Below are 22,016 nucleotides of genomic sequence, written 5' to 3'. Positions count from 1 at the left end.
TATTGCGCCCCGCGGCACACCCGCGGCGGTGCTCCGGCAGTACATGGAGCCCCGCCTGTGTCCCGTCCGGGGCATTTTTCATGCGCCGCGATGGTTGGTCCGGATGTCAACCAGACATAACGCGGCGGTCCGCCAGACCGTCGTGTGGTGCTACCGAGGAGGATCCATCAGCGCCGAGCCCCGCATCAACGACCGGATTCGCGTTCCCGAGGTGCGACTTGTCGGTCCCAGCGGCGAGCAGGTCGGGATTGTTCCGCTTGCCAAGGCCCTGGAGCTTGCGCAGGAGTACGACCTCGACCTGGTCGAGGTGGCCGCGAACGCACGTCCGCCGGTCTGCAAGCTCATGGACTACGGGAAGTTCAAGTACGAGTCGGCCATGAAGGCCCGTGAGGCGCGCAAGAACCAGGCGCACACGGTCATCAAGGAGATGAAGCTCCGGCCGAAGATCGACCCGCACGACTACGACACCAAAAAGGGTCACGTCGTCCGGTTCCTCAAGCAGGGCGACAAGGTCAAGATCACGATCATGTTCCGTGGTCGCGAGCAGTCCCGGCCCGAGCTGGGCTACCGACTGCTGCAGCGTCTCGCTTCGGACGTCGAGGACCTCGGGTTCGTCGAGTCGAACCCGAAGCAGGACGGCCGAAACATGATCATGGTTCTCGGTCCGCACAAGAAGAAGACCGAGGCGATGGCCGAGGCCCGCCAGGCGCAGGAAGCCCGCAAGGCCGAAGCGAAGGCCAACCCCGGCAAGTCGCAGAACGCCGCCGACTCCGACGCGGTCGACTCCGACGACGTCGAGGCCGAGGTCGAGGCGCCTGCCGAGGAGCCTGCCGAGGCGTAAGTCCCCGGGACGCGAGTCCGGGGGAAACCCTGGACACCGGTCCAGGGTGTCAACCGATAGAAATGACGTTCCGTCGTGCCCGGTTTCGCGACCGGGCACCGGAGCGCCACTGACGAGGAGAGAACGGCGCTATGCCGAAGAACAAGTCGCACAGCGGTGCCAGCAAGCGCTTCAAGATCACCGGCTCCGGCAAGGTGCTCCGTGAGCGCGCCGGCAAGCGCCACCTGCTCGAGCACAAGTCGTCCCGCGTGACGCGTCGCCTCACCGGCAACGCCGAGATGGCCCCGGGCGACGCCGCGAAGATCAAGAAGCTTCTCGGCAAGTGACGCGACGGCACCTGATCAACCGATCGGTGCGCGCCGTACGTCAGGACCGGGACCCCATCGAATTCGGGTCGTGTGAGGACACCCACGGCCCCGCTACAAGGAGTTAACAAGTGGCACGCGTCAAGCGGGCAGTCAACGCCCACAAGAAGCGCCGGGCGATCCTCGAGCAGGCCTCCGGCTACCGCGGTCAGCGTTCGCGCCTGTACCGCAAGGCCAAGGAGCAGGTCACCCACTCGCTGGTCTACAACTACAACGACCGCAAGAAGCGCAAGGGCGACTTCCGTCAGCTGTGGATCCAGCGCATCAACGCTGCGGCCCGCCAGAACGGCATGACGTACAACCGCCTCATCCAGGGTCTGAAGGCCGCCAACATCGAGGTGGACCGCAAGATCCTCGCCGAGCTGGCCGTCAACGACGCCACGGCTTTCGCCGCGCTGGTCGAGGTGGCCCAGAAGGCGCTGCCGGCGGACGTGAACGCGCCCAAGGCAGCGTGACGCTCGCGCTGGCTCGAGCCCCGCGTGTGTTGTGACCCGGACCCGCAGGTGTTCGCCGCCTGCGGGTCCGGGCGTTTTCGGGTGCGTTGTCGGCTGCGGGTGGGTGGGGCTCCTCGCGCAGTTCCCCGCGCCCCTGAACAGCAGGGGCTGCGCCCGTGCTTTTCAGGCCCGCAGGGGCCTGGTCTTTCAGGGGCGCGGGGAACTGCGCGAGGAGCCCCACCCACCCGCACTCGCCGAACGCACCGCACTCCCCGAGCTCTCAGGCGCCCAGTCCACCCGCTCACCCACCCGATCCAAAAGGTGACCCATGCCCCCCGCCCCCGAGTTGATCTCCCCCCGCTCCGCCCGCGTGTCCGCCGCGCGGCGGCTCGCGAAGCGGAACTTCCGGGGCAAGGACCGGCTGTTCCTGGCGGAGGGCCCGCAGGCGGTGCGGGAGGCGGCCGGGCACCAGGTGCAGGGCACGCCCACCCTCGTCGAACTGTTCGCCACGGTCGAGGCCGCGGAGCGGTACGCCGACATCGTCGGGGAGGCCCGCGCCGTCGGGGCACGGGTGCACCTCGCCGACGAGGCGGTCGTCGCCGACATCTCCACCACCGTCACGCCGCAGGGCCTCGTCGGGATCTGCCGGTTCCTCGACACCCCCTTCGAGACGATCCTCAAGGGCCGTCCCAAGCTGGTCGCCGTGCTCGCCCACGTCCGCGACCCCGGCAACGCCGGCACCGTACTGCGCTGCGCCGACGCCGCGGGGGCCGAGGCCGTCGTGCTCACCGACGCCTCCGTGGACCTCTACAACCCCAAGGCCGTGCGTGCCTCCGTCGGGTCGCTGTTCCATCTGCCCGTCGCCGTCGGCGTGCCCGTCGATGAGGCCGTGGCGGGGCTCAGGAGCGCCGGTGTGCGGATTCTCGCGGCCGACGGGGCGGGACAGGACGACCTCGACGACGAGCTGGACAAAGGGACGATGGGCGGGCCCACGGCGTGGGTGTTCGGGAACGAGGCGTGGGGGCTGCCCGAGGAGACGCGGGGGCTCGCCGACGCCGTCGTACGCGTACCGATCCACGGAAAGGCGGAAAGCCTGAACCTGGCGACCGCCGCCGCCGTATGTCTCTACGCGTCCGCCCGTGCACAGCGCGCCTTCGGAGGGTGCCGCACCGTCACGCCCAGCTAGTAGGGTGACGGGCTCGGGGGCCCACTGCACAACGCGAGAGGTGGGGTACGGGGATGAGGGTCGGCACGAGCAGCGCACGGGGGGCACGGGACGTGCTCGCCACACCTGCGGCCCGGCAGGATGACCTCGCCGAGCTCGGCATCGACCCCGACGACCTCCCCGACGGACTGGTCGTGGCCGACGAGAACGGCCGCGTGATCTGCTTCAACGCCGCCGCCGCCCGGATCACCGCCACCCCCGCCGCCGACGCCCTCGGCCGCCCCCTCGAATGGGCCCTCCCTTTAGAAGACCTCGAAGGCCGCCGCTGGTGGCAGCTGACCGACCCGTACGGCGGGCTCGCCATCCGGGTCGGACAGCCCGAGCGGAACCTGCTCCTGCCCGGGGCGCGCGAGATCCTCGTATCGGCCCGCTACATCCGTACGGAGCCGAAGGGCCCCGTCCGCCGGGTCGTCGTCTCCCTGCGCGACACCGAGGCCCGGCGCCGCACCGAGCGCAGCCACGCCGAGCTGATCGCCACCGTGGCCCATGAGCTGCGCTCGCCGCTGACGTCGGTCAAGGGATTCACCGCGACGCTGCTGGCCAAGTGGGAGCGGTTCACCGACGACCAGAAGAAGCTGATGCTGGAGACCGTGGACGCCGACGCCAATCGGGTCACCCGGCTCATCGCGGAGCTGCTGGACATCTCGCGGATCGACTCCGGGCGGCTCGAAGTGCGGCGGCAGCCCGTCGACATCGGCGCGGCCGTCGGGCGGCACATCCAGGCGTACGTCGCCGCGGGGCAGCCGGCCGACCGGTTCCTGCTGCGGATCGAGCAGCCGCTGCCCGATCTGTGGGCCGACCCGGACAAGATCGACCAGGTGCTGAGCAACCTGCTGGAAAATGCGGTGCGGCACGGCGAGGGAACCGTCACGATTGACGTCACGCCCACGGCGTCCCCCCGGGAAGGGGAGGACACCGGTACGTCGGTCACGGTGAGCGACGAAGGCAGTGGCATCCCGGAGGAGTCCATGAACCGCGTCTTCACCCGCTTCTGGCGGGGCAGCAAGCGCGGCGGCACCGGCCTCGGGCTGTACATCGTCAAGGGCATCGTCGAAGCCCACGGCGGCACCATCACCGTCGGACGCGCCCCCGGCGGCGGCGCCGAGTTCCGATTTACGTTGCCCGTGAGCGCTCCGGCCTACCTGGCCTGAGCACCACGGGCGCGTTCGTTCACCTCCACCCCGTTAGACTCGGCCTTTGGCACCTTTGTGTCCCAAAAACCGTGACGATCTGTCCACGAGTCGGTACGGGGACCTTCAGCCAGCCAATCGGAAGCACGGGAAGAGATGTCGGCACCGAATAAGTCGTACGACCCTGTAGAGGTCGAGGCCTTGAAACCGGAAGAGATCGAGCGCATGCGGGACGAGGCGCTCGCCGCCTTCGCCGCCGCGGACTCCCTCGACGCGCTCCAGGAGGCCAAGGTCGCCCACACCGGCGGCACCTCCCCGCTGGCCCTCGCCAACCGCGAGATCGGCGCGCTGCCCCCGCAGGCCAAGGCCTCGGCCGGCAAGCTGGTCGGCCAGGCCCGGGGCGCGGTGAACAAGGGCCTCGCCGCCCGTCAGAGCGAGCTGGAGTCCGAGCGCGACGCCCGGGTGCTGGTCGAGGAGGCCGTGGACGTCACGCTGCCCTACGACCGCGTACCGGCCGGCGCCCGCCACCCGCTCACCACCCTGTCGGAGCGCATCGAGGACGTCTTCGTGGCCATGGGCTACGAGGTCGCCGAGGGCCCCCAGGTCGAGGCCGAGTGGTTCAACTTCGACGCCCTCAACATCGGCCCGGACCACCCGGCCCGCGGCGAGGCCGACACCTTCTTCGTGCAGGGCCCCGAGGGCGGCACCGAGTCCGGCGTCGTGCTGCGCACCCACACCTCGCCCGTGCAGATCCGCTCCCTGCTCGACCGCGAGCTGCCGGTGTACGTGATCTGTCCCGGCGTCGTCTACCGCACCGACGAGCTGGACGCCACGCACACCCCGGTCTTCCGCCAGGTCGAGCTGCTGGCCGTCGACGAGGGCCTCACCATGGCCGACCTCAAGGGCACGATGGACCACATGGTCCAGGCCCTGTTCGGCGAGGGCATGAAGACCCGGCTGCGGCCGAACTTCTTCCCGTTCACCGAGCCGTCCGCCGAGATGGACATGGTGTGCTACGTCTGCCGCGGCGAGTCCGTCGGCAACCCCGACCGCCCCTGCCGCACCTGCTCCAGCGAGGGCTGGATCGAGCTCGGCGGCTGCGGCATGGTCAACCCCAAGGTCCTCACCGCCTGCGGCGTCGACCCGGAGAAGTACAGCGGATTCGCCTTCGGGTTCGGCATCGAGCGGATGCTGATGTTCCGCCACAACGTCGAAGACATGCGAGACATGGTCGAGGGTGACGTCCGGTTCACCCGGCCGTTCGGGATGGAGATCTGATGCGGGTCCCGCTTTCTTGGCTGCGGGAGTACGTCGACCTGCCGGCCACCGAGACCGGCCGTGACGTCCAGGCCAAGCTCATCTCGGCCGGCCTGGAGGTCGAGACGGTCGAGCAGCTCGGCGACGGCCTCAAGGGCCCCCTCGTCGTCGGTCAGGTGCTGACCATCGAGGAGCTGACGGAGTTCAAGAAGCCGATCCGCTTCTGCACCGTCGACGTCGGCACCGCCAACGGCACCGGCGAGCCCCAGGAGATCGTCTGCGGCGCCCGCAACTTCGCGGTGGGCGACAAGGTCGTGGTCGTCCTGCCCGGCGCCGAACTGCCCGGCGGCTTCGCCATCTCCGCCCGCAAGACCTACGGCCACACCTCGCACGGCATGATCTGCTCCAGCGACGAGCTGGGCATGGGCGACGACGGCACCAAGGGCATCATCGTGCTGCCGCCGGAGACCGAGGTCGGCAAGGACGCGATCGAGCTCCTGGAGCTGGTCGACGAGGTCCTCGACATCGCCGTCACCGCCAACCGCGGCGACTGCCTGTCGATCCGCGGCGTCGCCCGCGAGACCGCCATCGCCTACGGCCTGCCGCTGCGCGACCCGGCGCTCCTCGACGTCCCGGGGCCGAACGCGTTCGGCCACCCCGTCCAGGTCTCCGACCCGCTCGGCTGTGACCGCTTCACCGCCCGCACCGTCACCGGCCTCGACCCCGAGGCGCGCTCCCCGATCTGGCTCAAGCGCCGGCTGCAGAAGGTCGGCATGCGCCCGATCTCGCTCGCCGTCGACATCACCAACTACGTGATGATGGAGCTGGGCCAGCCGCTGCACGCCTACGACCGCTCCCTGGTCCAGGGCACGATCGGCGTGCGCCGGGCCGAGGAGGGCGAGAAGATCGTCACCCTCGACGGCACCACCCGCACCCTGCACGCCGAGGACCTGGTGATCACCGACGAGCGCGGTCCCATCGGCCTCGCCGGTGTCATGGGCGGCGCCGACACGGAGATCGCCGACCACGACGCCGCCGAGAACGGGGGGAACGCCTCCACCGACGTGGTCATCGAGGCCGCCCACTTCGACCAGGTCGCCATCGCGCGCACGGCCCGCCGGCACAAGCTGTCGTCGGAGGCGTCCCGTCGCTTCGAGCGCGGCGTCGACCCGATGGCCGCGGCCGCCGCCGCCCAGCGCACCGTCGACCTGCTGGTGCTCCTCGCCGGCGGTACGGCCGACGCGGGCGTCACCGAGGTGATCGCCCCGTCCGCGCCGCACACCATCACCATGCCCGCGAGCCACCCGGACAGGGTCGCGGGCGTCGAGTACGGCCGCGAGATCGTCGTACGCCGCCTCCAGGAGGTGGGCTGCGACGTCTACGGGCAGGACGAGCTGATCGTCACCGTGCCGTCCTGGCGGCCCGACCTCACCGAGGTCAACGACCTCGCCGAGGAGGTCATCCGGCTGGAGGGCTACGAGAACCTGCCCTCCACGCTGCCCAAGCCCCCGTCGGGCCGTGGCCTGACCCACCGGCAGCGGCTGCACCGCCGGGTCGGCCGGGCGCTGGCCGGCGCCGGATACGTCGAGGCGCCCAACTACCCGTTCATCGGCGAGCAGGTCTTCGACCAGCTCGGTCTGGACGCCGACGACCCGGCCCGCCGCGTCGTCAAGCTCACCAACCCGCTCAACGACGAGGAGCCCGCGCTCCGCACGTCGCTGCTGCCGGGTCTGCTGGGCGCGCTGCGGCGCAACGACGGCCGAGGCACGCACGACCTGGCCCTGTTCGAGACCGGCCTGGTGTTCCTCCCGCGTGAGGAGCGGCGCGTCGCCGTCGCGCCGCCGGTCGACCGCCGGCCCACCGACGAGGAGATCGCGACGCTGAACGCCGCGCTGCCCGAGCAGCCGCGCCACGTCGCCGTCGTCGTGGCCGGAGCCCGTGAGCAGGCCGGCTGGTGGGGCAAGGGCCGCCCGGCGGACTGGGCCGACACCATCGAGGCGGGGCGCGCGGTCGCGCGCGAGGCCGGTGCCGAACTGGTCGTCCGCAAGGGGCAGTACGGCCCCTGGCACCCGGGCCGCTGTGCCGAGTTCGTGATCGTCGCCGACGGCACCGAGCGGGTCGTCGGCCACGCCGGTGAGCTGCACCCGCGCGTGCTCAAGGCGCTCGGGCTGCCGGCCCGTACCGCCGCGATGGAGATCGACGTGGACGCCCTGGAGCAGGTGGGGGACAGCACCCCGCAGGCACCGAGCATCTCCTCGTTCCCCGTCGCCACGCAGGATGTCGCGCTGGTGGTCGACGCGTTCGTGCCGCACGCCGACGTGGAGGCCGCGTTGCGCGAGGGCGCGGGTGAACTCCTCGAGGGCATCCGGCTGTTCGACGTCTACGAGAACGCGGAGCAGCTGGGCGACGGGCGGAAGTCGTTGGCGTACGCGCTGCGGTTCCGCGCGGCGGATCGGACGCTGACCGTGGATGAGGCTTCGGCCGCTCGGGACGCGGCGGTCGCGCTCGCGGGCGAGCGTACGGGGGCCGTGCTTCGTAGTTAGGGCGCCCAGGGGGTGGGGGACTGCGCCGGTACGGCGGCCGCGGGGTGTTCGTGGCTGGTCGCGCAGTTCCCCACGCCCCTCGATGGGGCTTCGCCCTCATCGAGACCCTCCCCGAGTCACCTCACTCATTCGGGTGACAATCCTGGACGATCTCCCCAATCGGGGCATCCGGTCGACAGAATCGGACCGGTCTCTCGGGGCCGTTCGCGCTGTCCGGGCCTGATGGGGGGCCAACGGCATGATTCGAATCAGGGCTGGGTCTCCTCGGCGGGCGTTGTCCCGGGGGCGTCGTCTCTCCGGTCGGCGGTCCGTGCGGCGGGCGCTGATCGGCGCCCGGATCGCCGGTGGTGCCGTGTGCTTGGCGGTAGGCACCGGACTGATGCTGCACGTCAGGCAGGTGATGCTGCGGGAAGTGCGGCAGGCGCGCGAGGCCGCGGGCTCCGCGCGGAGCGCGCTGCTCAGGCCGCTGCCCGCGCGGATCGAGGGTCTGGCCACCGCCGCCGTCCAACTCTCCGCCGACCGGGGCGCGGGCGTCGGCGGCGACCTGTACGAGGTGATCGCCACCGAGCACGGCGTACGGGTGGTGATGGGCGACGTACGCGGCCACGGCCTCGCCGCCGTCGGCACCGTCGCCGCCGTCCTCGGCAGCTTCCGCGAAGCCGTCCACGACGAGGCCGACCTCGCCGGAGTCCTCGCCCGTCTCGACCGCGCCCTCGCCCGCCACCTCCGCGACGGCGCCCGCCCCGAGGACACCGAGGACTTCGTCACCGTCCTCCTCCTGGAGATCGGCCCCGACGGCGAACTGAACGCCCTCAACTGCGGCCACCCGTGGCCCTATCTGCTGGGCGTCGGCCGTGCGGCACCTGTCCCCCACGCCGACCCCATGCCCCCGCTCGGGCTCTTCCCGCTGCCCGCCGAGCTCCCGGTCACCGCCTGCGGTCAACTCCTCCCGGGCGAGGCCCTGTTCCTCCACACGGACGGGGTGGAGGACGCGAGGGACGGGCAGGGTCGCTTCTTTCCCCTGGCGGGCGCGCTGCGGGAAGCCGCACGAGGCCTCCCCGTCTCTCCCCAGTCGGTGCTCCGCGCGGTGTTCACCCAACTCCTCCGCCACGCAGGGGGAAGACCCAAGGACGACATCGCGATACTGGTACTCCGCAACGACCGGCTGATCAGCCGGACCCGTGCTTTTGGGGGCGCGGGGAACTGCGCGACCAGCCACGACACACCCGCAGCCGACAACCCACCTGTCGCTCCCGCCCCGTAGTCGCCCCCGTTCGGCCCGGCCGGGCCGCCGCACTGTACGAGGGGGAGCCGGCGGCCCGGCCGGCCTCTTGCGAGGCATTTCAGTCAACCGGTCCGAAACTCTCTGCGACAGCGCGTGCACAGCCCGAATTCGGGCGTTCGCTTCACACCCCGTGTGAAAGGAGAGGCGCTACGCTGCCACTCGCCGGCACCGAGCCACCGGAGGGCCTCCATGCAGCCCAACACCCTGCTCGACGCGATCCTCGACGAGGCCGGTATCTCCCACGCCGGTCTCGCCGCGCACGTCAACCAGGCGGGGCGGGTCCGTGGGCTGGCACTGAGGTACGAACACACCGCCGTGGCGCGGTGGTTGAAGGGGCAGCGGCCGCGAGGGCAGGTGCCCGACCTGATCTGTGAGGTGCTCGCCGGGCGGCTGCACCGGACCGTCACCCTCGACGACATCGGGCTCGGCGTGCCGGGCGAGGCGATCTCCCCGCACGGTGCCGGGCTCTCCGGTTTCGTGGAGCGAGCCACCGCCCTGTGGCGCTCCGACGAACAACAGCGCCCCCATGTCCTCGGTGCCCCCGCCGTCACCGGGACGCCCGCCGTGATGCCCGTATGGGAGTGGGAGAACCCGCCGGAGGACGTCGATGTGTCCCGTGGCGGGCGGCATCGCGTCAGCATGGCCGACATCGAGATGCTGCGCGCGGCCCGTACGCACTACGAGCAGATGTACCGCAAGGCCGGAGGAGTCGCCACGCGCACCCGGATCGTGGGGTTCCTCAACGCCGAGGCCGCGCCGCTGCTGCGGGGCAGCTACACCGATGCCACCGGGCGCCAACTGCACCGGGCCACCGGCGGGTTGGTCGCGATCGCCGGGATCTGCGCCTACGACTCCGACGCCCACGGGCTGGCCCAGCGGTACTTCCACCAGGCGCTGCGGCTGGCGAAGGCCAGCGGGGACCGGGGGCTCGGGGCGTACGTCATCGCGCTGCTCGTCAACCAGGCGCTGTTCATGCGGGAGTACCGGCAGGCCGTCGCCTTCGCCGAGGCGGCGCTGCGCACCGCCGGCCCGCACATCACGCCGGCACTCGCCTCCGACCTCTACGCGATGCAGGCGAAGGCGTACGCGCACCTGGGCGACGGCACGAGTGCGCTGTCCTGCATCCGGCGGGCCGAGCAGGCCGCCGAGCGCATCCGGCGCGGGTACGAACCCGATGAGACCGGCTATGTCCAACCCGGCCTGGTGAACGTACAGGTGGCGGAGGCGTTGCTCAGCCTCGGCGAACTGACCGCCGCGGCGGAGCACGCCGCGGCCGCCGTCGACACCCCGGCGCACGACCGGGGGCGGGTGCACCGGCTCGCGATGCTCAGCCAGATCGAGCTGCGGCAGGGCAACGCGGACAAGGCGGTGGCCACCGCCGTGGAGATGGCCGAGCGGGCGCGTGGAATGGAGTCCATGCGCCTGCGTGACAGACTGCGGGCGGTACGCGAACACCTCGCGCGCAGCGGCTGCGCGGGGACCTCCGAAGCCGCCGAACTCATCGACGGAGCACTGCGCGTACCGCTCTGACACCGTCCCCGGGGCGCGGCCGTGCACCGGCTGTGCGCCTGCTGTCACCAAGCTCCTGCTGCGATATTGCCACTTACTCAGCGGAAGGTGGCAGAACCGTGCAGTGGACGAAGCAGAGCGAACAAACTGTGTACTCGAACCGCTGGTTCAGCGTCAATCTCGCAGATGTCGCGTTGCCGGACGGGCAGCACCTCGATCACTTCCTGATCCGGCTGCGGCCCGTCGCCGTGGCCACCGTGGTCAACGAGGCGAACGAGGTGCTGCTGCTCTGGCGGCACCGCTTCATCACCGACAGCTGGGGGTGGGAGCTCGCGGCAGGCGTCGTCGAGGACGGCGAAGCCATCGCCGCGGCGGCCGCCCGCGAACTGGAGGAGGAGACCGGATGGCGGCCGGGACCCCTGCACCACCTGATGAGCGTCGAGCCCTCCAACGGGCTCACCGACGCCCGGCACCACATCTACTGGGCCGACGAGGGCGCGTATGTCGGTCACCCCGTGGACGACTTCGAGTCGGACCGTCGGGAATGGGTTCCCCTCAAACTCGTTCCCGACATGGTCGCCCGCGGCGAGGTCCCGGCCGCCAACATGGCGGCCGCTTTGCTCCTGCTGCACCACCTGCGTCTCGGGCAGGATGCCAGGGGCTGAACTCCCCCTCGTGTCCCGCCCGGCCGGCTAGCGGCCCAGTGCCTGCCAGACGGACACCACCAGGGCGCCCAGGGCGGTGAGGGCCGCCACCGCGGGCAGGGGCCAGCGGCCGTGCTCCAGGGCGACGATCCGTGCGCTCAGATCGTCCAGTTCCTTGGCGGTCTGCTCGGCGCGGTGGCTCAGCAGGGTGTGCCCGCCTTCGACGCGGGCGTGCGCCACGTCCAGGCGGCGGCGTAACTCTGCGAGTTCACCGTGGAGCACGGGAGGCTCGGGGTCGATGGCCACGAGTCCGCTCCTTTCTGTAGTCGTGCCGTCCCTTGCATGCGCACGGCAAGTCAACTCGCCTGGTCGGCGCGTGGGGAGAGTGTGCGAACGGCATATGCGTGTCCGCCGCGCACACGGTGTGTGAATACGACGGGCCCGGCACCGATTTCGGTGCCGGGCCCGTGCGGGAAAGGGAAGCTGACCGTCCGTGATCAGGCGTACGAGTAGAAGCCCGACCCCGCCTTCCGGCCGAGCCTCCCTGCGTCCACCATGCGCTGGAGCAGCGGGGGAGCGGCGTACAGCGGCTCCTTGTACTCCTCGTACATCGAGTGGGCGATGGAGACGATGGTGTCCAGGCCGATCAGGTCGGAGAGCTTCAGCGGGCCCATCGGGTGGGCGCAGCCCATCTCCATGCCGTTGTCGATGTCCTCGCGGCTGGCGATGCCCGACTCGAACATCCGGATCGCGGAGAGCAGATACGGCACGAGCAGCGCGTTGACGACGAAGCCCGAGCGGTCCTGGGCGCGCACGGCGTGCTTGCCGAGCACCTTCTCGGCGAACAGCTGCGCCCGGCTGAGGGTGCCCTCGGAGGTGGTCAGCGCCGGGATCAGCTCGACGAGCTTCTGTACCGGGGCCGGGTTGAAGAAGTGGATGCCGATGACGTGGTCGGGGCGCGAGGTGGCGACCGCGAGCTTCACCAGCGGGATGGAGGAGGTGTTGGAGGCGAGGATCGCGTCCGGACGGGTCACCACCTGGTCGAGCACCTGGAAGATCTCGGTCTTCACCTGCTCGTTCTCCACGACCGCCTCGATGACGAGGTCCCGGTCGGCGAACTCGCCGAGATCGGTGGTGAAGCTCAGGCGCGCCTGCGTCTCGTCCCGCTCGGCCTCGGTGATCTTGCCGCGCTCGGCGGCCTTGGACAGGGAGTTGAACAGCCGGGTACGGCCGATCTCCAGGGCTTCGCCGGTGGTCTCGGCGACCTTGACGTCCAGTCCGGCGCGGGCGCACACCTCGGCGATGCCCGCTCCCATCTGGCCGCAGCCCACGACTCCGACGCGTGCAATGTCTCCCGCCGGGATGTCCGTCACATCGTCCCTTTCACTGGCTCTGTGTGCCTGGCGGACACCCCTGGTGTGGGCATGCGCCAAACCTGCACGTTACCCGCGACGTCTACTGATCAGTATTCCGGGTGTCACATGGAAGGCTGGCCCGGGGACGGTCCGCGAGGGGCGGGCACGCGGGACGCGGTAAGCGGAGGTAGGACGATGCACCGGAAGCCACGGATGTCACGACGGGCGTTCTGGGCGACCGCGGTGTCGACTCTCGTGGCGGCGGGCGGTGTGGCGGCGGGCACCGCCATCGCCGGCGGAGAGCCCGGCCCCCGCCGCAGGGCGGCCGAGGGCGAGCTGCGCGGCATGTGGCTGGCCACCGTCCTCAACCGGGACTGGCCCTCGAAGTCCGGCCTGACCCCCGACGAACAGCGCGCCGAGCTCCTCGCCCATCTCGACACCGCCGTCGACTGCCGCCTCAACACGGTGATCTTCCAGGTCCGCCCCACCGCCGACGCCCTCTGGCCCTCCCCGTACGAGCCCTGGTCGCAGTACCTCACCGGCACCCAGGGCAAGGACCCCGGCTGGGACCCGCTGGGCACGGCGGTCGAGGAGGCGCACGCTCGGGGCCTCTCACTGCACGCCTGGTTCAACCCGTACCGCGTCGCCATCCACGCCGACCCGAGCCGTCTCGTCGCCTCTCACCCGGCCCGGAAGAACCCCGACTGGGTCGTCCCCTACGGCGGCAAGCTCTACTACAACCCCGGCATCCCCGCCGTCCGCGCCTTCGTGCGGACGGCCATGCTCGACGCCGTACGGAAGTACCCGGTCGACGCCGTGCACTTCGACGACTACTTCTACCCGTACCCGGTCGCGGGCCAGGTCTTCGACGACGACGCGGCGTACGACCAGCACGGCGGCGGGTTCCCCAACCGGGCCGCCTGGCGGCGCGACAACATCGACAGGCTGGTGCGGGAGACGGCGGCGGAGATCAAGACGATCCGCCCCGGCACCGAATTCGGGATCAGCCCCTTCGGGGTGTGGCGCAACGCCGAGACCGACGAGCTGGGCTCGGACACCCGCGCGGGCGTGCAGACGTACGACGACCTGCACGCGGACACGCGCAGGTGGGTCCGGGAGAACTGGATCGACTACATCGTGCCGCAGCTGTACTGGAACATCGGCTTCGGCGCCGCCGACTACGCCAAGCTGCTGCCCTGGTGGGCCGAGACCGCCCGGGGCAGCGGGACGCGGCTGTACATCGGGGAGGCCCTGTACAAGGCGGGCGACCCGGCACAGCCCGCGGCCTGGCAGGACCCGGCCGAACTCTCGGCGCACCTCACCCTGGCCCGCGACTTTCCTGAGGCGCGTGGACACGCCTTCTTCTCGGCCAAGGACGTCCGGCAGGACAGGATCGGCACGATGGCACGCGTGGTCGCCGACCACTACCAGCAGCCGGCGGAGCCACCGCGCTGACGGGACCGGGGTGGGGCGGAGCGGTTACCTCGGGTCCCCGGGATGACGGACGACGGTGTCCGGGCCGGGGGACATCAGTGCCTCGTGCCCGTCGTCGTCGAACCTGACCCGGTAGGGCGGATTCCCGTCCTGGCCGAGCACCTCCAGGACCTCCGCGGTCCGGTCGTGGTGCCCGACGGTCCTGCCGTGCACCAGCAGGGTGTCGCCTACGGTTGCCTGCATCGGGGGGCCTCCTCGTCTTGCACGGGAGTGGCGGTCCGTGACCGCAGTCTATTGCGGGCGGCGCCGGTTGGACCGGTGTGCGTACGGACTCTCAGGCGGAAGTGCGCTGGGTGACCGCGATGCAGACCAGCACGGCGGCGGCCGTCAGGGGCGCGGCCGGGGTGAGCTGCTCGCCGAGGAGCAGCACCGACCACACCAGTGTGAGCAGCGGCTGCGCCAACTGCAACTGGCTGGCCTTCGGTATGCCGATCGCCGCCATGCCCCGGTACCAGACGACCAGCCCCAGGAACTGGGACCCGGCCGCCACCCACAGCAGCCCGGCCACACTGTGCGCGGTCAGTCGCACCGGCTCGTACGACAGGGCCAGCAGGGCCCCCGGCACACTCAGCGGCAGACACAGCACCAGGGCCCAGCCGATGACCTGCCAGCCCGGCATCACGCGGGCCAGCCGGCCGCCCTCGGTGTAGCCGGCCGCGCACACCAGCAGGGCGCCGAAGAGAAAGAGGTCGGCCGTCGTGAGGGCGCCGCCGCTCCGCGTCACGGTGAACGCGAGGACGGCGGCGGCGCCGGCGAGGGCGGCGGTCCAGAAGGTGCGCGAGGGGCGCGTGCCCATGCGCAGCGCCGAGCACAGGGCGGTCGTCAGCGGGAGCAGACCGACCACCACGGCGGCGTGCGCGGTGGTCGAGGTCCGCAGGGCGAGCGTGGTGAGCAGGGGAAAGCCGACGACCACTCCGGCGGCGACCACGGCGAGTCCGGCCCAGTGCCGGCGACCGGGCGGCCGCACCCGCAAGGCCAGCAGACAGCCGCCCGCGATGACGGCCGCGAGGACGCTCCGCACGGCGACCAGGGACCAGGGGCCGAAGCCCTCCAGCCCCCAGGCGGTGGCGGGGAAGGTGAGGGAGAAGGCGGTGACGCCGAGGGCGGCCTGGAGGGTGCCGCCGGTGCGGAGGCGGCGATCGGGCGTGGGCGAGGGCGCGGGCGTGGGCGCGGGCGAGTGCGCGGGCTTAGCTGGGCCCGCGTCGGCGGAGGACCGGGCTGCGGAGGTGGCCGGTCGCGGGTCGGTGCCTTCCCGGCCACCGCCCACCGCTACTGAATCCTGGGCGATAGCGCTACTCTCTGCTCTCATGCATGAGCGTAGCAGTGGCGCGGAGCTGGCGGAGCAGTTGCGGAAGGAGCTGGACCGCTACTCGCCGGGTGGAAAGCTGCCGTCGAGCCGGGCGCTCGTCGAGCGGTTCCGAGTGAGCCCGGTGACCGTCTCACGGGCCCTGGCGCAGCTGGCCGCCGAGGGGCTCGTGGTGACCCGACCGGGGGCGGGCGCCTTCCGGGCGCGGCCGCGCGAGAGCGGGGCGGCGGTCGTGGGGGACACGTCCTGGCAGGAGGTCGCGCTGAGCGCGGACGGCAGCGCCGAGCCGTCGCCCCGCACGGTGGACGCCTCCGGAGTGCTGGTCTCGCTCGCCTCTCCGCCGCCCGGCGTGATCGAGTTCAACGGCGGCTATCTGCACCCGTCGCTGCAGCCGGAGCAGGCGATGGCCGCGGCCCTGTCGAGGGCCGGGCGGCGGCCCGGGGTATGGGCGCGGCCACCGGTCGAGGGCGTCCCGGAACTGCGCGAGTGGTTCGCGCGGAGCATCGGCGGGGCGATCACCGCGGCCGAGGTGATCGTCGCGGCGGGCGGCCAGTCCGCCCTGACCACCGCCCTGCGCGCCCTCGCGCCGCCCGGGGCGCCCGTGCTCGTCGAATCGCCCACGTATCCGGGCATGTTGGCGATCGCGCGGGCGGCCGGGCTGCGGCCCGTTCCGGTACCGATGGACGCGGACGGCGTCAGACCCGCCCTGCTCGCCGACGCGTTCAAGGCGTCCGGCGCCCGTGTCTTCGTCTGCCAGCCGCTGTTCCAGAACCCCACCGGCGCCGCCCTGTCGGCCGACCGCCGGGGCGAGGTGCTGCGGATCGCCCGCGCGGCGGGAGCCTTCGTCGTGGAGGACGACTTCGTGCGCCGTCTCGTGCACGAGGACGCCGGGCCGCTGCCCAGGCCGCTGGTGGCCGACGACCCCGACGGTGTGGTCGTGCACGTCTCCTCGCTGACCAAGGCGACCTCGCCCAGCTTCCGGGTGGGTGCCCTGGCCGCGCGGGGCCCGGTCCTGGAACGGCTGCGCGCCATCCAGGTCGTCGACACCTTCTTCGTGCCGCGTCCCCTCCAGGAGGCCGCACTCGAACTCGTCGGCTCGCCCGCCTGGCCCCGCCATCTCCGGTCGGTTTCAAGGGAGTTGAAGAACCGCCGGGACACGCTGACGTCCGAGCTGCGCCTGGGGCTGCCCGAACTGGCGCTGCCCCACATCCCCTCCGGCGGCTACCACCTGTGGCTGCGCCTCCCTGACGGCACCGACGAGCCCGCCCTGGTCGCCGCCGCCCTCCGCACGGGCGTCGCCGTCACCCCCGGCCGCCCCTACTTCAGCGCCGAACCCCCGGCCGGTCACCTGCGGTTGAGCTTCGCCGGCGTCGCGGGGGCGGGGGAGATCACGGAAGGCGTGAGGAGGCTCAGGGCGGCCGTAAACGGTTCGACAGCGGGCTCCTGGCCTGCGAGCGTCCACCCATGAACGACGAGTCGACCCCGTCCGGCCTGCCCGAGGGCTACGAGATGTCCGCCGACCCGGACCGCATCGACGTCGGACGGGTCCACCACTGGCTGTCCACCGACGCGTACTGGGCCCTCGGCCGCCCTCGCGACAAGCAGGAGAGCGCGATCCGGGGATCGCTCAACTTCGGGGTGTACGAGGTGGGTTCGGGGGAGCAGGTCGCGTACGCCCGGGTGGTGACCGACCGGACCACGTTCGCGTGGCTCTGCGACGTGTACGTCGACCGGTCGGCGCGGGGGAAGGGCCTGGGCACGACCCTGGTCGCGGCCGTGCGCGAGCACCTGCGGCCGTACGGGCTGCGTCGCATCATGCTCGCCACGCACGACGCGCACGGCGTCTACGCGAAGCTCGGGTTCGCGCCGCTCGCCGAGCCCGACCAGTGGATGGCGCTCGTGTTCGAGTGAGCCGCACTGCTGGGCGACGAGTGTCCCCCGGGGCCCCGCGTAACTCCTGAGTCACGCCTCTTGACCTGCGGAGAACCCCGTTCCACCATCGCCGCATGCCTCTTCGGGTCACGTTCGTCGCCGCCGCGCGCTGTTCCTCGCTGCTCACGGAGCGTTTCGAGGACGACCGGCCGCTGGACCAGGCCGGCTGGGACGAAGTGCAGCGCGCCGCCCACGAGCTGGTGCCGCTGGCGGCGGCCGAGCTGCGCTACTGCTCGCCGACGCCCCGCAGCCGGGCCACCGGGGATGCCCTCGGCTACGCGCCGCTGGCCCAGCCCGCGCTGCGGGACTGCGACATGGGCCGGTGGCGCGGCTTCACGCTCGGCGAGGCCATGGCCCGGGAGCCCTCGGCCGTGGACGCCTGGCTCGCCGACCCGCGCGCCACCCCGCACGGCGGCGAGTCGCTGATCGCCTTCATCTCCCGCATAGGCGGCTGGCTGGAGACCCGCCCCGCGGGCGACGGCGGTCGTATCGTCGCCGTGGCCGAGCCGTCCGTGCTGCGCGCCGCCCTGGTCTACGCGCTGAAGGCCCCGCCGTCGTCGTACTGGAACATGGACATCCGGCCCCTGTCGACGGTCACGGTCGCGGGTCACGCGGGCCGCTGGAACCTGCGGCTGGGCGCCGCGCAGTAGGCGGGGCGGGTCCTGACGCGGGCGCGCGGGTGTACTCGGTGACCAGGAGCTGGTCCTTCGCTGGGCCGCCGACCCGCCAGGTCGTACGCCAGCGATCCTCGTCGTACACCGCGAACTCGCCCCGGTAGAGGTCGGCGACGCAGGGGTGGGTCGTGCGCCAGCGGCCGGCTGTCAGGTCCAGGTCGTGGAAGGGGCGGCCGTCGGCGAAGCGGACGTCCGCCGTGCCGGGGGTCGGGCCCGGCAGGAAGCGCAGGGTGCGTTCGGCCGGACGCGGCACGCCCTGCCAGACGAAAGTTCCGATCTCCCGGTGGAGGAGACCGCCGTCGTCCGACGGGCTGAAAACGGTCGTCCCGGAGAACTCCCCTTGCGCCCCGTTCGCCAGATCCCGCACGGACCGCAGGACCCGCCACCTTCCGGAGAGATGAGCCAGTACATCGGGAACTGGCAGGAAAACGCCCATCCGTCCTTCACTTCCGACACTTTCGGTGCTGTGCGACCCGTTGACGCTGTCTTGGTCACCTCCCTATCTTGCCGTTCGAAGTGCTGATCATTGTCTGATATTTCGAACAACTCCAGACCCCCACCCCGAGCCGCGGAGTATCCATGTCACGCAGCACCCGTACCCGTTGGAGACTCGGCCTCACCGCCACCGCCTTCCTGGTGGCGGCCGCCTCCGTCCCGGCCCCCGCGCACGCCGAGGACGTCACCGACTACGCGATCACCGTCGACCCGAGCGCCAAGGGTGCCAAGATCGACGACACGATGTACGGCGTCTTCTTCGAGGACATCAACCGGGCCGCCGACGGCGGTCTGTACGCCGAGCTCGTGCAGAACCGCTCCTTCGAGTACTCGACCGCCGACAACCGCGCGTACACCCCCCTCACCTCCTGGGCCGTCGACGGCACCGCGCAGGTCGTGAACGACGCCGGCCGGCTCAACGAGCGCAACCGCAACTACCTCTCCCTGGGCGCCGGTTCGGCCGTCACGAACGCCGGCTACAACACCGGTGTCCGGGTCGAGGAGGGCAAGAAGTACGACTTCTCGGTGTGGGCGCGCGCCGAGAGCCGTACGGCGCTGACCGTCACCCTCCAGGACGCCGACGGCACGCTGGCCAAGGCCCGCCAGGTGGTTGTCAAGGGCGGCTGGGCCAAGTACCGGGCCACCTTCACCGCGACCCGCACCAGCAGCGACGGCCGTCTCACGGTCGCCTCCGCAGGCGCCGCCGCCCTCGACGAGGTGTCCCTCTTCCCGCGCGACACCTACAAGGGCCACAGGAACGGTCTGCGCAAGGACCTCGCCGAGAAGATCGCCGCTCTGAAGCCGGGCTTCGTCCGCTTCCCCGGCGGCTGCCTGGTCAACACCGGTTCCATGCAGGACTACAGCGAGGCCTCGAACTGGGAGCGCAAGCGCTCGTACCAGTGGAAGGACACCATCGGCCCGGTCGAGACGCGCGCCACCAACTCCAACTTCTGGGGCTACAACCAGAGTTACGGCCTCGGCTACTACGAGTACTTCCAGTTCTCCGAGGACATCGGCGCGATGCCGCTGCCCGTGGTGCCCGCCCTCGTCACCGGCTGCGGCCAGAACAGGGCCACCGACGACGAGGCCCTGCTCCAGCGGCACATCCAGGACACGCTCGACCTCATCGAGTTCGCCAACGGGCCCGTGACCAGCGAGTGGGGCAAGAAGCGGGCGCGGATGGGCCACCCGAAGCCCTTCCACCTCACCCACCTCGGCGTCGGCAACGAGGAGAACCTGCCGAACGAGTTCTTCGCCCGCTTCCAGAAGTTCCGGGCCGCCATCGAGGCGAAGTACCCCGACATCAAGGTGATCTCGAACTCCGGCCCCGACGACACGGGCACCACCTTCGACACCGCGTGGAAGCTGAACCGCGAGGGACGCGTCGACATGGTCGACGAGCACTACTACAACAGCCCCCAGTGGTTCCTCCAGAACAACGACCGCTACGACTCCTACGACCGCGGCGGCCCGAAGGTCTTCCTCGGCGAGTACGCCTCCCAGGGCAACGCCTTCAAGAACGCCCTCTCCGAAGCCGCGTTCATGACCGGCCTGGAGCGCAACGCCGACATCGTGAAGCTCGCCTCCTACGCACCGCTCCTCGCCAACGAGGACTACGTGCAGTGGAGCCCCGACATGATCTGGTTCAACAACCGGGCGTCGTGGAACTCCGCCAACTACGAGACGCAGAAGCTCTTCATGAACAACGTCGGCGACCGGGTGGTGCCGTCGACGGCCACCGGCACACCGGCGCTGACCGGCCCGATCTCGGGAGCCGTGGGCCTCTCCACCTGGGCCACGACAGCGGCGTACGACGATGTGAAGGTGACGGCGGCGGACGGTACGAGCCTGCTCACCGATGACTTCAGCGGGGACGCCTCGAAGTGGACCCACACGGGCAAGGGCAGTTGGAGCATCCAGGACGGACAGTACGTGCAGACCGACGTGGCCGCCGAGAACACCATGGTCTCGGCCGGTGACACCGCCTGGCACGACTACGACGTCAAGGTGAAGGCCACCAAGAAGGCCGGCAAGGAGGGCTTCCTCGTCGCCTTCGGCGTCAAGGACACCGGGAACTTCTACTGGTGGAACCTCGGCGGCTGGAACAACACCACCAGCGCGGTCGAGCAGGCCGTGGACGGCGGCAAGTCCTCGCTGATGTCCAAGCCGGGCACGATCGAGACGGGCCGTGCGTACGACCTCGAGGTCAAGGTGCGGGGGCGGCAGGTGACCCTGTTGCTGGACGGCCAGGAGTGGGGCAGCTTCACCGACGACAAGCCGGCCGAGCCGTTCCGGCAGGTGGTGACGCGTGACGCGAAGACCGGCGATCTGATCGTCAAGGTCGTCAACGCGCAGTCGGTGGCCGCGCGTACGGCGATCGATCTCGGGGGTGCGAAGGTCCGCGCCAAGGCGCGGGTCACCACGCTCGCGGCCGCGCCGGACGCGGTGAACACGGAGACGGCTACGCCGGTGGCGCCGGTGACGTCCACGTTCCGTGGGGTGGCTGAGGAGTTCAGCTATACGTTTCCGGCGAACTCGGTGACGTTCCTGCGGATCAAGAAGAGGTGACGGGGGAAGCGGCCCGGGCTTGGTGAGCCGGGCGCGGGTGCGTGGGGGCTGGTCGCGCAGTTCCCCGCGCCCCTGATTGGGCCTGCGGCCCATCCAGGGGCGTACCTCGCCTACGAGCGGCGGCGGGGCTTTCCGGCCTTGCCGCCGCTCTTGGTGTTCTTGCCGCCGCCGGACGAGCCGCCCCGGGGGGTGCGGGTGGTCGGCTTGCCCGTGCCGGGGCGCTTGGGCTTCTGTTGCGGCTTCTTCTCCTCCGGGGGCTTCGCGCGGCCCCGTGAGCTGTTGACCGTGCGGCCCCGGACGATGCCGATGAAGTCCTCGACCAGGTCGGTCGTCGCGTCCTGGGGCCAGGACAGGGCGACGCGGGACTCGGGGGCGTCGGTGACCGGGCGGTAGGTCAGGTCCTTGCGGTGGTGGAGCCGGGCGAGCGACTGGGGGACGACGAGCAGCCCGATCCCGGCCGCCACCAGCTCGATCGCGTCCGCCGTGGTGGCGGGGCGCTCGAACGCCGGCTCGCCCGGCGGGCGCTCCCAGCCGAGGGTGTCGTCGAGAGGATGCAGCACGACCTCGTCCGCGAGATCCCCGGTGGTCACCTCGTCGACCGCCGCGACGACGTGGTCCTTGGGGATCACGACCACCGTGGTCTCGGTGTAGAGCGGGATCGCGCTGAGGTCGGTGCCGTCCACCGGCAGCCGTACGAGACCGGCGTCGGCACCGCCGTCCCGCAGGACGCCGAACGCCTCGGCGGTGGACACCTGGAGGAGGGTCAGGGGGACGTCGGGCAACCGCTCGTTCCAGATCCGCACCCACTTCGTGGGCGTCACTCCCGGGACGTACGCGAGCCGGAACGAAGGGGATGCTTCCGAGCCTGTCACATGACCAGGCTAACGGGCGGGGGCACGGGTCCGGTCACCGCGGGCGGCCAGGTGCCCGGCCGGCGGGCACGGGTACGGCGACGGACC

Annotated in this window: 20 protein-coding genes and 1 pseudogene; 15 read left to right on the top strand and 6 right to left on the bottom strand. The window is 71.3% G+C overall.

Going from position 1 to position 22,016, the window contains the following annotated elements; translation table 11 throughout:
* The first annotated feature begins 142 nt into the window (after positions 1-142).
* From infC to OG202_RS10275, 10 genes are all read left to right on the top strand, one after another.
* The gene (gene infC / locus OG202_RS10320) at positions 143-841 is read left to right on the top strand and encodes a translation initiation factor IF-3 (RefSeq protein ID WP_405961936.1); all 699 of its coding nucleotides are present in this window, start codon (positions 143-145) and stop codon (positions 839-841) included.
* A 131-nt stretch (positions 842-972) separates the two neighbouring features.
* Positions 973-1,167, top strand: a complete 195-nt coding sequence (rpmI, locus tag OG202_RS10315) for a 50S ribosomal protein L35 (RefSeq protein WP_003977225.1) — start codon at positions 973-975, stop codon at positions 1,165-1,167.
* A 110-nt stretch (positions 1,168-1,277) separates the two neighbouring features.
* Positions 1,278-1,661 (top strand): 50S ribosomal protein L20, encoded by a 384-nt coding sequence (gene rplT, locus OG202_RS10310; RefSeq protein WP_184896197.1) that lies wholly within the window; start codon positions 1,278-1,280, stop codon positions 1,659-1,661.
* 307 nt (positions 1,662-1,968) lie between these two features.
* Positions 1,969-2,826 carry a TrmH family RNA methyltransferase gene (locus tag OG202_RS10305; RefSeq protein ID WP_327730533.1) on the top strand — a complete coding sequence of 286 codons (858 nt, stop codon included), beginning with the start codon at positions 1,969-1,971 and terminating at the stop codon, positions 2,824-2,826.
* A 53-nt stretch (positions 2,827-2,879) separates the two neighbouring features.
* A complete protein-coding gene (locus tag OG202_RS10300; protein WP_327730534.1) occupies positions 2,880-4,016 on the top strand; it encodes a sensor histidine kinase in 1,137 nt (378 codons plus the stop codon).
* 135 nt (positions 4,017-4,151) lie between these two features.
* Positions 4,152-5,273 carry a phenylalanine--tRNA ligase subunit alpha gene (pheS, locus tag OG202_RS10295; protein ID WP_327730535.1) on the top strand — a complete coding sequence of 374 codons (1,122 nt, stop codon included), beginning with the start codon at positions 4,152-4,154 and terminating at the stop codon, positions 5,271-5,273.
* Positions 5,273-7,795, top strand: a complete 2,523-nt coding sequence (pheT, locus tag OG202_RS10290; protein WP_327730536.1) for a phenylalanine--tRNA ligase subunit beta — start codon at positions 5,273-5,275, stop codon at positions 7,793-7,795. Before pheS ends, pheT begins: the two co-directional genes overlap by 1 nt.
* A 352-nt stretch (positions 7,796-8,147) precedes the next feature.
* On the top strand, positions 8,148-9,059 hold the full coding sequence (locus OG202_RS10285; protein WP_327730537.1) for a PP2C family protein-serine/threonine phosphatase: 912 nt from the start codon (positions 8,148-8,150) through the stop codon (positions 9,057-9,059).
* Positions 9,060-9,269: 210 nt separating this feature from the next.
* Positions 9,270-10,610, top strand: a complete 1,341-nt coding sequence (locus OG202_RS10280) for a transcriptional regulator (protein ID WP_327730538.1) — start codon at positions 9,270-9,272, stop codon at positions 10,608-10,610.
* Positions 10,611-10,708: 98 nt separating this feature from the next.
* Entirely contained in the window at positions 10,709-11,254 is a 546-nt protein-coding gene (locus tag OG202_RS10275) for an NUDIX domain-containing protein (protein WP_326584017.1), read from the top strand.
* A 27-nt stretch (positions 11,255-11,281) separates the two neighbouring features.
* Here OG202_RS10275 and OG202_RS10270 read toward each other — a convergent pair whose 3' ends face one another.
* Complete coding sequence (locus tag OG202_RS10270; protein WP_326584018.1) at positions 11,282-11,539, bottom strand: hypothetical protein; 258 nt, start codon at positions 11,537-11,539, stop codon at positions 11,282-11,284.
* A 191-nt stretch (positions 11,540-11,730) separates the two neighbouring features.
* Complete coding sequence (locus tag OG202_RS10265; protein WP_326584019.1) at positions 11,731-12,606, bottom strand: 3-hydroxybutyryl-CoA dehydrogenase; 876 nt, start codon at positions 12,604-12,606, stop codon at positions 11,731-11,733.
* A 177-nt stretch (positions 12,607-12,783) separates the two neighbouring features.
* On the opposite strand from OG202_RS10265, the gene OG202_RS10260 reads away from it, so the two are divergent.
* Entirely contained in the window at positions 12,784-14,043 is a 1,260-nt protein-coding gene (locus OG202_RS10260) for a glycoside hydrolase family 10 protein (protein WP_326584020.1), read from the top strand.
* 24 nt (positions 14,044-14,067) lie between these two features.
* Here the strand turns inward: OG202_RS10260 and OG202_RS10255 are convergent, their stop codons facing one another.
* Positions 14,068-14,265 carry a DUF1918 domain-containing protein gene (locus tag OG202_RS10255; protein ID WP_326584021.1) on the bottom strand — a complete coding sequence of 66 codons (198 nt, stop codon included), beginning with the start codon at positions 14,263-14,265 and terminating at the stop codon, positions 14,068-14,070.
* 91 nt (positions 14,266-14,356) lie between these two features.
* Positions 14,357-15,391 carry a DMT family transporter gene (locus OG202_RS10250; RefSeq protein WP_326584022.1) on the bottom strand — a complete coding sequence of 345 codons (1,035 nt, stop codon included), beginning with the start codon at positions 15,389-15,391 and terminating at the stop codon, positions 14,357-14,359.
* Here OG202_RS10250 and OG202_RS10245 point away from each other — a divergent pair.
* The 3 genes from OG202_RS10245 to OG202_RS10235 all read left to right on the top strand — a co-directional run bounded on the left by OG202_RS10245 (position 15,390) and on the right by OG202_RS10235 (position 17,970).
* Complete coding sequence (locus OG202_RS10245; protein WP_326584023.1) at positions 15,390-16,856, top strand: aminotransferase-like domain-containing protein; 1,467 nt, start codon at positions 15,390-15,392, stop codon at positions 16,854-16,856. The genes OG202_RS10250 and OG202_RS10245 overlap by 2 nt on opposite strands.
* Positions 16,853-17,299 (top strand): GNAT family N-acetyltransferase, encoded by a 447-nt coding sequence (locus OG202_RS10240; protein ID WP_327730542.1) that lies wholly within the window; start codon positions 16,853-16,855, stop codon positions 17,297-17,299. Before OG202_RS10245 ends, OG202_RS10240 begins: the two co-directional genes overlap by 4 nt.
* A 95-nt stretch (positions 17,300-17,394) precedes the next feature.
* Positions 17,395-17,970: a histidine phosphatase family protein gene (locus OG202_RS10235; protein WP_327730543.1), complete on the top strand. Its 576-nt coding sequence runs from the start codon at positions 17,395-17,397 to the stop codon at positions 17,968-17,970.
* Positions 17,971-17,995: 25 nt separating this feature from the next.
* On the opposite strand, the pseudogene OG202_RS10230 reads toward OG202_RS10235, so the two are convergent.
* A pseudogene (locus tag OG202_RS10230) lies at positions 17,996-18,430 on the bottom strand (DUF6314 family protein); the annotation flags it as partial.
* 143 nt (positions 18,431-18,573) lie between these two features.
* On the opposite strand from OG202_RS10230, the gene OG202_RS10225 reads away from it, so the two are divergent.
* Positions 18,574-21,057, top strand: coding sequence for an alpha-L-arabinofuranosidase C-terminal domain-containing protein (locus OG202_RS10225; RefSeq protein ID WP_327730544.1), 2,484 nt, complete (start codon positions 18,574-18,576; stop codon positions 21,055-21,057).
* 110 nt (positions 21,058-21,167) lie between these two features.
* On the opposite strand, the gene OG202_RS10220 is transcribed toward OG202_RS10225, so the two are convergent.
* On the bottom strand, positions 21,168-21,929 hold the full coding sequence (locus OG202_RS10220) for a LysR family substrate-binding domain-containing protein (protein ID WP_327730545.1): 762 nt from the start codon (positions 21,927-21,929) through the stop codon (positions 21,168-21,170).
* Between the last annotated feature and the right edge of the window lie 87 nt (positions 21,930-22,016).

The sequence above is a fragment of the Streptomyces sp. NBC_00310 genome, from assembly GCF_036208085.1.
Lineage (GTDB): Bacteria > Actinomycetota > Actinomycetes > Streptomycetales > Streptomycetaceae > Streptomyces.
This window is presented reverse-complemented; position numbering and strand designations above follow the sequence as displayed.